This is a genomic window from Erwinia endophytica, assembly GCF_009295515.1.
In the GTDB taxonomy this organism is placed as follows: domain Bacteria; phylum Pseudomonadota; class Gammaproteobacteria; order Enterobacterales; family Enterobacteriaceae; genus Erwinia; species Erwinia endophytica.
In genome coordinates, this window is record NZ_RQVV01000054.1 from 71,428 (window position 1) to 85,824 (window position 14,397).

Here is a 14,397-nt window from a genome sequence, read left to right on the forward strand (position 1 = left end):
TGGAAAGCAGAATGTAAAAAGCCCCGCAATGATAGCGGGGCTTCTTATTCGCTGCTAAAAGCGGTACAAATACCGCTTTCAGGCACGAAAACCTTACTCAGCAACAATACTGATATATTTACGGTTGTTCGGGCCTTTAACTTCGAATTTGACCTTACCGTCTGCAGTTGCAAACAGGGTGTGGTCACGGCCACAGCCTACATTGATGCCCGCGTGGAATTTTGTGCCACGCTGACGAACGATAATGCTACCTGCCAGAACAGCTTCACCGCCAAAACGCTTAACGCCGAGGCGTTTTGCATTGGAATCGCGACCATTTCTGGTGGAACCACCAGCCTTTTTATGTGCCATTTGTCAGATCTCCTCTTAGGCGCTGATACCAGTGATCTTCACATCAGTGAACCACTGACGGTGACCCTGCTGCTTGCGATAGTGTTTACGACGACGAAATTTAACAATTTTAATTTTCTCGCCACGACCATGAGCAACGATTTCTGCCTTGATCACGCCACCTGAAACCAAAGGCGCACCAATAGTCACCTCTTCACCGTTGGCAATCATCAGAACCTGGTCGAACTCAATAGTTTCGCCGGTTGCGATGTCCAGCTTTTCCAGGCGAACGGTCTGACCTTCGCTTACTCGGTGTTGTTTACCACCACTTTGGAAAACCGCGTACATATAAAACTCCGCTCTCGCGCTTGCCGTCTTTAGTTTCAGGCTGCGCTATAAATATTCACAATAGGGCGCGAATTCTACGCAACTTCGTGGGCAATGACAAGTGCCTGGTACGGAGTATCGTAGAAAAAAAACCAAAGCGAATGCAAACGTTTCACCGTCGCGTTTTTCAAGTACAATCGGTTATACATTAATATGGCGCAGGCACGGACAAAGACGCTTATCATAGCAGTATACCGAGCAATAGCTGAACAGACTGATGAACTTAGAACAGATAAACGAACTCACCGCGCAGGATATGGCGGACGTCAATACGACGATCCTGGAACAGCTGAATTCCGAGGTTTCCCTCATCAATCAGTTGGGTTACTACATTATTAGCAGTGGGGGTAAACGTATCCGCCCGATGATCGCCGTGCTGGCTGCTCGAGCGCTAAATTACACAGGAAAACAACACGTTACTGTAGCCGCGCTGATTGAATTCATCCACACCGCCACATTGCTGCATGACGATGTCGTTGATGAATCGGACATGCGTCGCGGTAAGGCTACCGCTAATGCAGCTTTCGGCAACGCCGCCAGCGTGCTGGTCGGGGATTTTATTTATACCCGCGCCTTCCAGATGATGACGAGTCTTGGATCGCTTCGCGTGCTGGCACTGATGTCCGAAGCGGTGAATGTGATTGCTGAAGGGGAAGTCATGCAGTTGATGAACTGTAACGACCCGGATATCACCGAAGAAAGCTACATGCGGGTGATCTACAGCAAAACGGCACGATTGTTTGAAGCGGCGGCACAGTCTTCCGCGATCCTCGCGTCTGCCACCCCGGAGCAAGAGAAATCATTACAGGATTATGGTCGATTTATTGGAACCGCTTTCCAGTTAATCGATGATTTACTGGATTATAGCGCTGATGGAAAAACGTTGGGTAAGAATGTCGGCGATGATCTGAGCGAAGGAAAACCGACGCTGCCGCTGCTACATGCTATGCGTCACGGCACGCCCGAGCAGTCAGCGTTGATCCGGGGGGCGATTGAGCAGGGAAATGGTCGCCATTTGCTTGAATCTGTACTGGAAACGATGCACCAGTGCGGCTCTCTCGAATGGACACGTCGGTCCGCTGAAAAGGAAGCAGACAAAGCGATTGCTGCACTGAAAGTGTTACCTGAATCCCCCTGGCGCAGCGCGCTTGAAGCTCTGGCCCATATGTCAGTTCAACGCGAATTTTGATGACTAAAAGCGCGGTTCTCTGCGCTTTTGCTCTTCTCCGCATTTTTTCTTTCCATATGCTCAGTTCCTGAGCGATACCGCAAACATTTCTCAACTCTTGCGTATCATCACGCAAAATTAGCGTTATCTTTTAGATAATACAGGAAATAACTGGAAATTTTCGGTAACAGCTTCTATAACTATAAAAAGTATCGTGCACCATGGAGGAACAGCACATGCTTAACAAGAAAAAAGATTGGCATAATGCCGACATCATTGCCGGTTTACGTAAACAGGGTACGTCACTTGCCGCCGTATCTCGTGAGGCGGGATTGAGTTCTTCAACCCTGGCGAACGCGCTATTCCGGCCCTGGCCTAAGGGAGAGTGGTTGATCGCTAATGCGTTATTAGTTCATCCCTCCGAAATCTGGCCCAGCCGGTATTTCGATCCCGTGACTCACACCCTGATAGATCGAAAGAAACTGATGAGGTCATAAAAAAAGGCCGGTAGAGAAACTGAGACTCTACCGGCCTTTCTTCAGAATCAGAAAATTTACACTTCGCCACTGATCCGTTCAATGTCTGCGCCCAGAGCCCTGAGCTTGTCTTCTATATGCTCGTAGCCACGGTCAATATGGTAAATACGATCAACAATAGTCGTGCCTTCAGCGATACATCCTGCCAATACCAGGCTGGCTGAAGCGCGCAGGTCGGTAGCCATCACCTGGGCACCCGAGAGTTTCGCCACACCGTGGCAAATAACGGTGTTGCTCTCAATCTCAGCATGAGCCCCCATACGGATTAACTCAGGAACATGCATGAAACGGTTTTCGAAGATGGTCTCGGTTATCACCCCAGTCCCTTCAGCGACCAGGTTTAGCAAACTGAACTGAGCCTGCATATCAGTAGGAAAACCAGGATGCGGCGCCGTACGGAGATTGACCGCTTTAGGACGCTCGCCGTGCATGTCCAGGCTTATCCAATCCGGTCCCAGCTCAATATCCGCTCCCGCTTCACGCAGTTTAGCCAGGACGGCATCCAGCGTGTCAGGCTGGGTTGCCCTGCACACCACTTTACCGCCTGAGATAGCGGCAGCCACCAGGAAGGTTCCGGTTTCAATACGGTCAGGCAGTACGCGGTAAACACCGCCGCCCAGGCGTTCAACACCTTCGATGGTGATACGATCGCTACCGGCGCCACTGATTTTCGCTCCCAACGTATTCAGAAAGTTGGCGGTATCAACAATCTCAGGTTCGCGCGCAGCATTCTCAATAATGGTGGTACCGGTAGCCAGGGTTGCGGCGCTCATAATCGTCACCGTCGCGCCCACGCTGACCTTATCCATCACAATATGCGCACCTTTCAGGCGCCCTTCAACTGAGGCTTTAACATAGCCCTCTTCCAGTTTGATCTCAGCCCCCAACTGTTCCAGACCGGAGATATGCAAATCAACCGGGCGAGCACCAATCGCGCAACCGCCTGGAAGGGATACCTGCCCCTGGCCAAAACGCGCCACCAGCGGGCCCAACGCCCAAATGGACGCACGCATCGTTTTCACCAACTCATAAGGTGCACAGTAAATACTCACGTCACTGGCATCCAGATGCACTGAACCATTACGCTCTGCCTTAACGCCCAACTGGCTGAGCAGCTTCATGGTGGTATCGATATCCTTCAGCTTTGGAACATTCTGAATCTCTACTGGCTCAGACGCCAACAGAGCGGCGAACAGGATCGGCAGCGCGGCGTTCTTCGCGCCTGAAATTGTAACTTCCCCGCTTAAACGGGTTGGACCCTGCACACGAAATTTATCCATTGCACCAGCTCTCTTTAATCAGACATTCATTTTTACAACTCATCACGGCCAGCGCGATGGACACAGTGAACAGCTTAAAAACCGTTTAGCTTGCGGTCTCGCGCCCACTCTTCAGGGGTATACGTTTTAATTGATACCGCGTGGATGCGATTATCTGCGATATAAGCCATCAGCGGCGCATAGACCACCTGTTGCTTCTTCACACGGCTCAGCTCACCAAACAGTTCACCAACAGCGATAACCTGAAAGTGACTGCCATCGCCTGTTACGTGGACTTCCTGCAAAGGCAACGCGCCCATCAGCACGGATTGAATTTCACTCGTTTCCATGATGTATCTATTTTCAATTGAGGATTAACAGGCACACATCTTAGTAGAAAGTGCCACTATCTTAAACAAGCAAAAAAGCCCCAGCGGGAGCAAGGGCTTTCTTTGTTCAGTCAATAACGGCTGTTCAGACACGAGAAACGATAATGTGCTGTAGGTTATACAGCGCAATCAGTGAATGGAGTTTATCCGTTATACCAGAAAACTGTGGTGTTTTGCCCTGCTGCAGGGAAATCTGTCGGAGATGAACCAGTAAGGCCAGCCCCGATGAATCTACCCTTTCCAGAGCGGACACATCGATGGTATCGATCTGTTTCATCACTGATTCGCGCTGTGCCCACAACCCCAGCAATGTTTCCCGTTCCAACTCGCCGGAAAGATACAGCTGGTTCGCTTCTGCACGCCAGCTCAATTGCCCGTCCATTACTGCTGTTTTTCCAAAGTGATAGGATGACTCGCATAGGATTTCAGTAATTCTGTCAGGCCATTCACCCCTTTCTGACGTAGCACATCGCTCCATTCATTTTGCTTGGTGGTTATCATACTGACGCCTTCGGCAATCATATCGTAAGCCTGCCAGTCTCCCGTACGGCTGTTTTTGCGCCACTGGAAGTCAAGGCGAACCGGAGGCCGACCATTTGGATCGATTATCGTCACCCGAATGGCAATAATGTTGTCATTGGCATACGGCTTTTCAGGCTCTATCTGGTAGGTCTGGCCGTTGTACATGGCCAGCGCCTGGCCGTAGGCCTGAGCAAGATAGTCGCCAAATGCTTTAAAATAAGCCTCACGCTGATCAGGCGTCGCCTCACGATAATAACGGCCCAGCACTAACGCGCCAGCATACTTGATCTGCACATACGGCAGTAGCTCTTCACGGACGATCTGTCGCAAGTAGTTTGGATCCTGCTTGATTTTTGGCTGTTCATTTTTTAAACGGGTGAAAACTTTCCCCGCCGCCTCATTCATCAATTGATAAGGATTCGTTTGATCTGCTGCCGCATGTGCTGCAACCGGAGCAATAACCAGCATTGCCACCATCAGGAAACGTTTAAACATTACTTGCCCTCTTGAGGATTAGTCGTTGCCGCCGGCACCGGTTGCCCATTGGTTTCCGATGTCGCCGACGAAGAATTTTTATTGTCATTACTGTTGCCAGGGCCACTCTTATACAAGAACTGACCAATCAAATCTTCCAGCACCATGGCGGATTTAGTGTCTTGTATCGTGCTACCGTCTTTAAGCATCGACGTACCCATCTCAGGATCGTCAAACCCCACGTTCAACGCCAGGTATTGCTCCCCCAATAAACCGGAGGTTCTCACAGCCAGCGAACTGGTATCCGGTAACTGGTCGTATTTTTTATCAATGTCCATGCTGACGCGCGGGGAATAGGTTTTGTTATCCAACTCAATGTCCGTGACCCGGCCAATCACCACACCGCCAATTTTGACCGGGGAACCGACTTTCAATCCACCAACATTGTCGAAGATAGCGTAGAGTCGCCAGGTAGGCTCACTCCCCAGGGACTTAAGATCAGCCACCCTCAGGCAGAGGAACAGCGCAGCACACAGCGCCAGAAGTAAAAAAACGCCTACCCAAATTTCGCTTTTTTTCGTTTGCATTGCATCAATTCCCAAACATCAGTGCTGTTAGCACAAAATCTAAACCGAGTACCGCCAGAGAAGCATGTACCACAGTGCGCGTCGTAGCCCGGCTAATTCCTTCAGAGGTTGGAATCGCATCGTAGCCGTTGAAGAGGGCAATCCAGGTCACCGTAAAGGCGAAGACAGCACTTTTGATAATACAGTTGACAATATCAGCCCGCACATCGACCGCATTCTGCATTGCCGACCAGAAAAAGCCAGAATCAATCCCCTTCCAACTCACGCCGACCATTGCCCCACCGATGATCCCAACGGACACAAAGATCAATGTCAGCAACGGCATACTAATAAACCCGGCCCAAAAGCGCGGTGAAATAATCCGACGCAATGGATCGACCGCCATCATTTCCATGCTGGAAAGTTGTTCAGTCGCCTTCATCAGCCCAATCTCGGCGGTCAATGCTGAACCCGCCCGCCCCGCGAACAGTAGCGCGGTCACCACCGGTCCCAGTTCACGCAAGAGTGACAGCGCCACCAGCATTCCCAGGCTGCTATCAGCACCATAAGTGTTTAAAACCAGATAGCCCTGCAATCCGAGCACCATGCCGATAAACAAGCCGGAAACTACAATGATCAACAGCGACATAACCCCGATACTGTATAGCTGTTTCACCACCAGCGGCGCATGCTTACGGAAACGCGGCACTCCCACCAATGCATGAAACAACATGAGTCCGGCGCGACCAAACGAGGCGCAGGTATTGATTCCCTGGCGCCCCAAAGACGCCAGTGCACGTAGAAACATCAGTTTTTTAACTCCCTGAACTGGTTAAATCTTGCAGATAATCGCCTGCGGGGAAACGAAACGGTACCGGACCATCCGCAATACCATCAATAAACTGGCGCACCCGGGGATCCGCTTCCTCACGCAGAGCTTTCGCCGTTCCCTGAGCTATCACCCTCTGATCAGCAATGATATACGCATAGTCAGCAATACTCAGTACTTCAGGCACATCGTGGGAAACCACAATACAGGTCATACCAAGAGAATGATTCAACTCATCAATGAGTTTGACCAGTACCCCCATCGTAATCGGGTCCTGGCCGACAAACGGCTCATCAAACATGATCAGATCAGGTTCTAATGCAATAGCCCTGGCCAGCGCCGCGCGACGCGCCATTCCACCTGAAAGCTCCGAGGGTTTCAACTGTGCTGCGCCTCGTAACCCCACCGCTTCCAACTTCATCATCACCGTGCTGTGTAACAATGGCGGTGGTAATTGCGTGTGTTCGCGCAACGGCCAGGCAACGTTATCAAAGACGGTAAGATCCGTAAACAAGGCGCCGGATTGAAAAAGCATGCTCATTTTCTTGCGCACTTCATACAATCGGGAACGCGACAGACTGGGAATATTTTCACCGTTGAACCATATTTCACCGCTGTCCGGCCGCAACTGACCGCCAATCAGACGTAACAAAGTCGTCTTACCAATACCTGAAGGTCCCATAATAGCGGTGACTTTCCCTCTGGGCACTGTAAGCGAGATGTTATCGAAAACCGGCCGGTCCCCACGAGCGAAGCTGACGCCGCGGACCTCTACCAAATTCGTCTCCGTCTGGCCCATAGTTACCTCTTATCCTCTTTTTCAGGCAGTTAATTTATCTTCGATGGTAGCGCATAACTGATAAGACAGAACACTTTTACAGAAACTTACTTCGAAGACGTGGCTAAAGTTGGCATAAGTTTTACTTTTTGCTTTCAGACCGTCAAAATCAGCGCATTATTTTTACCTTCTTGTTGCTTTATACGTCGTGCAAGGTGAGCCGACGATTATCCCCATTCAAAGGACATTTCATGCTCGTAGCTATAGCACTATTGATTATCGGTTTGGTCCTGCTGGTATATGGTGCAGATCGTCTGGTATTCAGCGCAGCCATTCTTTGCCGCGCCATGGGCATTCCCCCTCTGATCATCGGTATGACCGTCGTTGGCATCGGCACTTCGCTACCCGAACTCATCGTCTCCTTCTCTGCTGCCACTCACGGTCAGATGGATATCGCCGTCGGTACTGCGATAGGCTCGAATATCACCAATATTCTGTTAATCCTGGGGGGTGCCGCGCTGCTTCATCCCCTCACCGTCCATTCGAATTTAATTCGTCGTGAACTTCCGCTGATGCTGTTGGTCACTCTGCTGTGTGGTGTGATGCTGCTTGATAACACGCTCAGCCGCGGCGACGGAGTGGCAATGATCGCCATCGCGGTGGCTTATCTGCTGTTTATTATAAAAATTGCCCGTAAAGCCGAACGTGACGATAACGATTCACTCACTCGCGAACAATTGGCCGAACTGCCACGGGACGATGCGGGCAACACCGTGGCGTTCTTATGGCTAGGCGTCGCCCTGCTCATTCTGCCAATGTCGACCAGGATGGTTATCGACAATGCCACGGTCATCGCGAACTACTTTGAGATCAGCGAACTGGTTATCGGCCTGACGATTATCTCGGTGGGAACCAGTCTGCCAGAGCTGGCGACAGTGATTGCCGGGGCGATGAAAGGCGAAGACGATATCGCCATCGGTAACCTGATTGGTTCTAACATCTACAATATTGTTATCGTGCTTGGCATTCCGGCACTGATTCATCCTGGCCGTGTTGATATGCACGCTTTTACTCGTGATTATTGGGTCATGTTGGGCGTCAGCGCCCTGTTTACGCTTATCTGCTTACAGCGCCGCCGCTGTATTGGCCGAAGAGCGGGCACCTTGCTGTTGTGCGGCTTTGTTGCCTGGGTTGCGGTACTTTACAGCCTGCCCTCGGCTACCCTCTGGTAATAAGGATTGGAAATTATGACACTTGTTGCTTTCGATTTTCAGCAAGCAGGAAAAGATGTCCTGGATATTGAACGCCAGGGTCTGGAGCAGCTCGATCAGTACATTAACGACGACTTTACCGAAGCCTGTAAGCGCATTGACCACTGCATGGGAAAAGTGGTGGTGATGGGCATGGGTAAGTCAGGCCATATTGGAAAAAAAATGGCGGCGACCTTCGCCAGCACCGGTACCCCGGCTTTTTTTGTCCATCCGGCGGAAGCCAGCCACGGCGACCTGGGCATGGTCAGCGCAGGCGATATCGTCATTGCCATTTCCAACTCCGGCGAATCCGCCGAGATTCTGGCGCTGATCCCGGTGCTTAAACGCTTGCATGTGTCACTGATATGCATGACCAGCCGCCCGGAGAGCGCAATGGGGCGTGCTGCTGATATCCATCTGTGTGTTAAAGTACCGCAGGAAGCCTGCCCACTGGGCCTGGCTCCTACCGCCAGCACCACCGCAATGCTGGTAATGGGCGATGCGCTGGCGGTCGCCCTGCTGAGGGCCCGGGGATTCACCGCCGAAGACTTCGCGCTGTCCCATCCTGGCGGTGCACTGGGCCGTAAGTTGCTACTGACGGTTAATGATATTATGCACAGCGGTGATGAAATCCCTCATGTCAGCAGTGACGCGTCGCTGCGTGATGCGCTGCTGGAGATCACCCGTAAAAATATGGGTATGACGGTTATTTGTAACGATTTGATGAAAATTGAAGGTGTTTTCACCGATGGTGACCTGCGGCGGGTATTCGATATGGGCATTGATATCCAGCATGCCAGCATCGCCAGCGTGATGACACCAGGCGGCATTCGGGTACGCCCGAACACACTGGCGGTTGATGCCCTGAATCTGATGCAAAATCGTAATATCACCGCCGTAATGGTCGCTGACGGCGATTTGCTACTCGGCGTGGTACACATGCATGACATGCTGCGTGCTGGTGTCGTTTAACAAGGAACCGAAGAAAAATGAGCAGTGCTGCGAGCTGGATTGAAACTTGTTATGGCAAAGTAAGCCTGGATGTGATGACCCGTGCGCGTCAGGTTAAATTACTGATTTGCGACGTGGATGGCGTGATGTCCGACGGTTTGATTTATCAGGGGAATAATGGTGAAGAGTTGAAAGCCTTTAACGTGCGTGACGGCTATGGCATTCACTGCCTGCTGGCCTCGGACGTGGAGGTCGCTATTATTACCGGCCGCAAAGCAAAATTACTGGAAGACCGTTGTGCGACGCTGGGAATTACCCATCTTTACCAGGGGCAGTCCGATAAGACTTTGGCCTTCCGCGAACTTCTGGATAAACTGTCGCTTCAGACAGAACAAGTGGCTTATATTGGCGACGACTTGATCGACTGGCCAGTCATGGCAGAAGTGGGGCTAAGTGTCACCGTGGCGGATGCGCACCCACTACTGATCCCCCGCGCTGACTATGTCACCCGACTGGCAGGCGGCCGCGGAGCAGTACGCGAAATTTGTGATCTGATTTTGATTGCACAGGATAAGTTTGATAAGGCCAAAGGACAGTCTGTATGAGTAAAACAAAGCGTTGGATTACGCTATTACTGGCCCTGGTTGCCATTGTGCTTATCGGCTGGAACCTGGCTGGCGAGGATAACAACACCGTCCCGGCGGCTGGAAACGCGCAGGAACCAACCTATACCAGTCAGCGCTCCAATACCGTGGTTTATAACCCGCAGGGCGCCCTGAGCTACAGGCTGATTTCTGATAAAGTGACCTACTTTTCCACCGATGCAGTGAGCTGGTTCGATAATCCAGTGATGACCACATTCGATACAAACAAAATCCCGACCTGGTCTGTACGGGCGGACAAAGCCAAGCTAACGAACGATCGCATGCTGTACCTTTACGGTCATGTAGAGGTCAACAGCCTGACACAGGATGCCCAACTTCAGAGAATTAAAACTGATAACGCCGTGGTCAATCTCGTCACGCAGGATGTCGCCTCAGACGATCAGGTGACGCTTTATGGTAGTAGCTTTAACTCTACCGGTATGAAAATGCGTGGGAATCTACGGAAGAAAACTGCCGAGTTGATTGAAAAGGTCAAAACCTCCTATGAAATTCAAAATGCAAAACAACCTTAAGTTATTGACGCTCGGCCTGCTGCTGACTGCCAGCCTGCCAGCCTTTGCCCTGACAGGTGATTCGGACAAACCGGTCAATGTGGATTCCGAGAACCAGTCTCTGGACATGCAGGGTAACGTGGCGACCTTCACCGGGAAGGTCGTCGTCACTCAAGGTTCGATCAAGATAACCGCCGATAAAGTCGTGGTCACTCGTCCCGGCGGCGACAGTAACAAGACGCTTGTTGATGCTTACGGCAGCCCCGCGACCTTCTACCAGATGCAAGACAATGGTAAACCGGTACAAGGTCACGCTCAAAAGATGCACTATGATCTGGCGAGAGATTTCGTCGAACTGACGGGGAACGCCTATCTGGAACAGTTGGACAGCAACGTGAAAGGCGATCGCATCACTTATTTGGTGAAAGAACAAAAAATGCAAGCCTATGGCAACACGGGCAAACGCGTCACCACCGTACTGGTTCCTTCGCAGCTGCAGGATAAGGGAACCCAATCCGGGCAGAAACAAAAACAGAAAAAGAGTAACTAATTAACTATGGCGACTTTAATTGCAGAAAACCTGGCGAAGGCCTACAAGGGTCGTCGTGTGGTCGAGGATGTCAGCCTGCAGGTCAAATCCGGCGAAATTGTCGGCCTGCTTGGCCCCAACGGGGCAGGCAAAACCACCACCTTCTACATGGTGGTGGGTATTGTGCCACGTGATGCGGGGCGTATCGTCATTGATGATGAAGACATCAGTGTTCTGCCACTGCACGCCCGCGCCCGACGAGGCATTGGCTATCTGCCGCAGGAAGCCTCCATTTTTCGCCGACTGAGCGTGTATAACAACCTGATGGCCGTTCTGCAGATCCGCGACGATCTGACCAGAGAGCAACGTGAAGATCGCGCGAACGAACTGATGAATGAGTTCCATATTGAGCATCTTCGCAACAGCCTGGGACAGGCGCTGTCTGGCGGTGAGCGGCGTCGGGTGGAAATAGCCCGCGCGCTGGCAGCCAATCCGAAATTTATCCTACTGGATGAACCCTTTGCCGGCGTTGACCCGATTTCAGTTATCGATATCAAGAAGATCATTGAGCATCTGCGCGACAGTGGACTGGGAGTGCTTATCACTGACCATAACGTGCGTGAAACGTTGGCCGTCTGTGAGCGGGCATACATTGTCAGCCAGGGGCACTTGATCGCCCATGGTTCACCAGAGCAAATCCTGGCAGATGAACAAGTTAAGCGAGTCTATTTGGGCGAAGAGTTCAGACTCTGATAAGGTGTTAAAACCAGGTAAGATTTTTAAGGAATTGGTATCCTGAATATGAAGCAAGGTTTGCAACTCAGGCTTAGCCAACAGCTTGCCATGACGCCACAACTGCAACAGGCTATCCGTCTGCTGCAACTCTCTACGCTTGAACTACAGCAGGAAATTCAACTGGCGCTGGAAAGCAATCCATTGCTTGAACAAACTGACATTCATGAGGAAGTGGACTCACGGGAGTATCAGGAACAAGAAACGCTTGATACCCGTGAGGCGTTAGAACAAAAGGATATACCGGAAGAACTGCCGCTGGATGCCACCTGGGATGAGATCTATACCGCTGGAACCCCGTCAGGAACCGGAACTGATTATCATGACGACGAGCTTCCCATTTATCAGGGAGAAACGACCCAAACATTACAGGATTACCTGATGTGGCAGGTAGAGCTGACTCCGTTCACCGATACTGACCGTGCCATCGCCACTTCTATTGTTGATGCGGTGGACGAGACCGGCTATCTGACTGTGCCGCTGGAAGAGATTCTGGAAAGCATCGGTATCGGTAATGAAGAACTGTCCCTTGATGAAGTCGAAGCGGTACTTAAACGCGTACAACGCTTTGATCCGGTCGGCGTCTGTGCCCGCGATCTGCGTGACTGCCTGCTGGTGCAGCTCTCACAGTTTGCGCCGGAACAACCTTTTCTTAAAGAGGCCCGCCTGATTGTCAGTGAACACCTGGATTTACTGGCAAACCATGATTTCCGTAGTCTGATGCGCATGACCCGGCTGAAAGAAGACGTGCTGAAAAATGCGATGCAGTTGATCCAGTCTCTCGATCCTCGTCCGGGACAGTCGATCAATACCAGCGAGCCTGAGTATGTCATTCCTGACGTGCTGGTACGCAAGGTCAGTACACGCTGGACTGTAGACCTGAATACGGACAGCATTCCCCGACTCAAAATCAATCAGCACTATGCCTCGCTGAGCGGAACCACCCGCAATGACAGCGACAGCCAGTTTATCCGCAACAATTTACAGGAAGCGAAGTGGTTGATTAAAAGTCTGGAAAGCCGCAACGACACGTTACTGAAGGTCACACGTTGCATTGTCGATCAGCAGCAAGCATTCTTCGAACAGGGAGAAGAGTTCATGCGCCCGATGGTGTTGGCCGACATCGCCAGCGCAGTGGATATGCATGAGTCCACCATCTCCCGGGTTACCACGCAAAAATATCTGCACAGCCCACGCGGTATTTTTGAATTAAAGTATTTTTTTTCCAGTCACGTCAATACCGAGGGCGGCGGCGAAGCTTCCTCTACGGCTATCCGCGCACTGGTGAAAAAATTAATCTCGGCGGAGAATCCCGCTAAACCTCTTAGCGACAGCAAACTAACCACCTTGCTCTCCAATCAGGGCATTATGGTGGCTCGCCGAACTGTAGCGAAATATCGAGAGTCTTTATCCATCCCGCCCTCAAACCAGCGTAAACAACTGGTCTGAACGAACAGATAAGGAAGACCGTATGCAACTCAATATTACTGGGCAAAACGTTGAAATTACTGAGTCTTTACGTGAATTTGTAACGGCAAAGTTCACCAAACTAGAGCAATATTTTGACCGAATTAATCAGGTCTATATTGTTCTGAAAATTGAAAAAATCATGCAAATCGCTGATGCGACATTACATGTTAATGGGGGGGAATTGCATGCCACCTCCGAAGAAAAAGATATGTACGCGGCGATTGATGGCCTGATAGATAAGCTCGCACGACAACTCAACAAACATAAAGACAAGCTGAAACAGCACTAAATTTCATCCAGACATTGATTATTTTTTCGTCACCCTTATTTAATAATCACTGATGCATGAAGGACCGGCCCGTTCCCAGATTCTGGGTTCGGGCCGTTAATCAATAAGGCAGGTTGTCGTTGATCGGTAACTGACCAGGATCCTTGCAGATCCCGCGTGTCAGCCATTTGCCAGGCGAAAGTGAACACCCAAGTGAAACTATGATGAACAATGAATTAACACTGGAATTGAGCTCGGTACTGAGTGTGTCCTGTACCCGCAACGACGTACACTGTCAGAGCAAAAAACGGGCGCTGGAAATTATTAGCGAGCTGGCGGCGAAACAACTGAATCTCCCGCACCAGACTATCTTTGAAGCGATTCTGACCCGAGAGCGCATGGGCAGCACGGGTATCGGCAATGGTATCGCTATCCCACATGGCAAGCTGGTCGAGGATACCATGCGAGCGGTGGGGGTGTTTATTCGCCTTGAGCAGCCTATCGCCTTCGATGCCATTGATAATCAGCCGGTGGATTTGCTGTTTGCACTGCTGGTGCCTGCCGAACAGTGCAAAACACATCTGCATACGCTGTCACTGGTTGCGAAACGCCTTGCTGATAAAACCGTGTGCCGTCGATTGCGCGCGGCACAAAGTGATGAAGAACTCTTCGAGATCATGGCGGAAAGCCCTGAGGAGAGCCACTAGTCTTTCCTGTCTGCCGGGTGATTCCGGTCAGATGCA

General features: G+C 51.0%; 20 protein-coding genes. 11 read left to right on the forward strand and 9 right to left on the reverse strand.

Annotated features, from left to right (window positions below):
* Positions 1-93: 93 nt before the first annotated feature.
* Positions 94-351 (reverse strand): 50S ribosomal protein L27, encoded by a 258-nt coding sequence (gene rpmA, locus EH228_RS16825; protein ID WP_152322771.1) that lies wholly within the window; start codon positions 349-351, stop codon positions 94-96.
* 15 nt (positions 352-366) lie between these two features.
* Positions 367-678 (reverse strand): 50S ribosomal protein L21, encoded by a 312-nt coding sequence (rplU, locus tag EH228_RS16830; RefSeq protein ID WP_067427523.1) that lies wholly within the window; start codon positions 676-678, stop codon positions 367-369.
* A gap of 256 nt (positions 679-934) precedes the next feature.
* On the opposite strand from rplU, the gene ispB reads away from it, so the two are divergent.
* Together ispB and EH228_RS16840 are read left to right on the forward strand one after the other, a co-directional pair.
* Complete coding sequence (gene ispB / locus EH228_RS16835) at positions 935-1,906, forward strand: octaprenyl diphosphate synthase (protein WP_152322772.1); 972 nt, start codon at positions 935-937, stop codon at positions 1,904-1,906.
* A gap of 215 nt (positions 1,907-2,121) precedes the next feature.
* Positions 2,122-2,382, forward strand: a complete 261-nt coding sequence (locus EH228_RS16840; RefSeq protein ID WP_152322773.1) for a helix-turn-helix domain-containing protein — start codon at positions 2,122-2,124, stop codon at positions 2,380-2,382.
* Between the two features lie 56 nt (positions 2,383-2,438).
* On the opposite strand, the gene murA is transcribed toward EH228_RS16840, so the two are convergent.
* The 7 genes from murA to mlaF all read right to left on the reverse strand — a co-directional run bounded on the left by murA (position 2,439) and on the right by mlaF (position 7,259).
* On the reverse strand, positions 2,439-3,701 hold the full coding sequence (gene murA / locus EH228_RS16845) for a UDP-N-acetylglucosamine 1-carboxyvinyltransferase (RefSeq protein WP_152322774.1): 1,263 nt from the start codon (positions 3,699-3,701) through the stop codon (positions 2,439-2,441).
* A gap of 74 nt (positions 3,702-3,775) precedes the next feature.
* Positions 3,776-4,030: a BolA family iron metabolism protein IbaG gene (gene ibaG / locus EH228_RS16850; RefSeq protein WP_152322775.1), complete on the reverse strand. Its 255-nt coding sequence runs from the start codon at positions 4,028-4,030 to the stop codon at positions 3,776-3,778.
* Positions 4,031-4,154: 124 nt separating this feature from the next.
* On the reverse strand, positions 4,155-4,451 hold the full coding sequence (gene mlaB / locus EH228_RS16855) for a lipid asymmetry maintenance protein MlaB (RefSeq protein WP_152322776.1): 297 nt from the start codon (positions 4,449-4,451) through the stop codon (positions 4,155-4,157).
* Complete coding sequence (gene mlaC / locus EH228_RS16860; RefSeq protein ID WP_152322777.1) at positions 4,451-5,086, reverse strand: phospholipid-binding protein MlaC; 636 nt, start codon at positions 5,084-5,086, stop codon at positions 4,451-4,453. The genes mlaB and mlaC overlap by 1 nt, the downstream gene beginning before the upstream one ends.
* Positions 5,086-5,652, reverse strand: a complete 567-nt coding sequence (gene mlaD, locus EH228_RS16865; RefSeq protein ID WP_152322778.1) for an outer membrane lipid asymmetry maintenance protein MlaD — start codon at positions 5,650-5,652, stop codon at positions 5,086-5,088. Before mlaD ends, mlaC begins: the two co-directional genes overlap by 1 nt.
* A gap of 4 nt (positions 5,653-5,656) precedes the next feature.
* Positions 5,657-6,439: a lipid asymmetry maintenance ABC transporter permease subunit MlaE gene (mlaE, locus tag EH228_RS16870; RefSeq protein WP_152322779.1), complete on the reverse strand. Its 783-nt coding sequence runs from the start codon at positions 6,437-6,439 to the stop codon at positions 5,657-5,659.
* 7 nt (positions 6,440-6,446) lie between these two features.
* On the reverse strand, positions 6,447-7,259 hold the full coding sequence (gene mlaF, locus EH228_RS16875) for a phospholipid ABC transporter ATP-binding protein MlaF (protein ID WP_152322780.1): 813 nt from the start codon (positions 7,257-7,259) through the stop codon (positions 6,447-6,449).
* 230 nt (positions 7,260-7,489) lie between these two features.
* Here mlaF and EH228_RS16880 point away from each other — a divergent pair, with 230 nt between their 5' ends.
* The 9 genes from EH228_RS16880 to ptsN all read left to right on the forward strand — a co-directional run bounded on the left by EH228_RS16880 (position 7,490) and on the right by ptsN (position 14,361).
* Positions 7,490-8,470, forward strand: coding sequence for a calcium/sodium antiporter (locus EH228_RS16880; RefSeq protein WP_152322781.1), 981 nt, complete (start codon positions 7,490-7,492; stop codon positions 8,468-8,470).
* 15 nt (positions 8,471-8,485) lie between these two features.
* The gene (gene kdsD / locus EH228_RS16885; protein ID WP_152322782.1) at positions 8,486-9,460 is read left to right on the forward strand and encodes an arabinose-5-phosphate isomerase KdsD; all 975 of its coding nucleotides are present in this window, start codon (positions 8,486-8,488) and stop codon (positions 9,458-9,460) included.
* Between the two features lie 17 nt (positions 9,461-9,477).
* The gene (gene kdsC, locus EH228_RS16890; protein WP_152322783.1) at positions 9,478-10,044 is read left to right on the forward strand and encodes a 3-deoxy-manno-octulosonate-8-phosphatase KdsC; all 567 of its coding nucleotides are present in this window, start codon (positions 9,478-9,480) and stop codon (positions 10,042-10,044) included.
* Complete coding sequence (gene lptC, locus EH228_RS16895; RefSeq protein WP_152322784.1) at positions 10,041-10,616, forward strand: LPS export ABC transporter periplasmic protein LptC; 576 nt, start codon at positions 10,041-10,043, stop codon at positions 10,614-10,616. The genes kdsC and lptC overlap by 4 nt, the downstream gene beginning before the upstream one ends.
* Entirely contained in the window at positions 10,588-11,145 is a 558-nt protein-coding gene (lptA, locus tag EH228_RS16900) for a lipopolysaccharide ABC transporter substrate-binding protein LptA (protein ID WP_152322785.1), read from the forward strand. Before lptC ends, lptA begins: the two co-directional genes overlap by 29 nt.
* Before the next feature lie 6 nt (positions 11,146-11,151).
* A complete protein-coding gene (gene lptB / locus EH228_RS16905) occupies positions 11,152-11,877 on the forward strand; it encodes an LPS export ABC transporter ATP-binding protein (protein WP_152322786.1) in 726 nt (241 codons plus the stop codon).
* Positions 11,878-11,925: 48 nt separating this feature from the next.
* Entirely contained in the window at positions 11,926-13,365 is a 1,440-nt protein-coding gene (rpoN, locus tag EH228_RS16910; RefSeq protein WP_152322787.1) for an RNA polymerase factor sigma-54, read from the forward strand.
* 22 nt (positions 13,366-13,387) lie between these two features.
* The gene (hpf, locus tag EH228_RS16915) at positions 13,388-13,675 is read left to right on the forward strand and encodes a ribosome hibernation promoting factor (RefSeq protein ID WP_152322788.1); all 288 of its coding nucleotides are present in this window, start codon (positions 13,388-13,390) and stop codon (positions 13,673-13,675) included.
* Positions 13,676-13,878: 203 nt separating this feature from the next.
* Entirely contained in the window at positions 13,879-14,361 is a 483-nt protein-coding gene (gene ptsN, locus EH228_RS16920) for a PTS IIA-like nitrogen regulatory protein PtsN (RefSeq protein ID WP_193323372.1), read from the forward strand.
* The last annotated feature ends 36 nt before the right edge of the window (positions 14,362-14,397 follow it).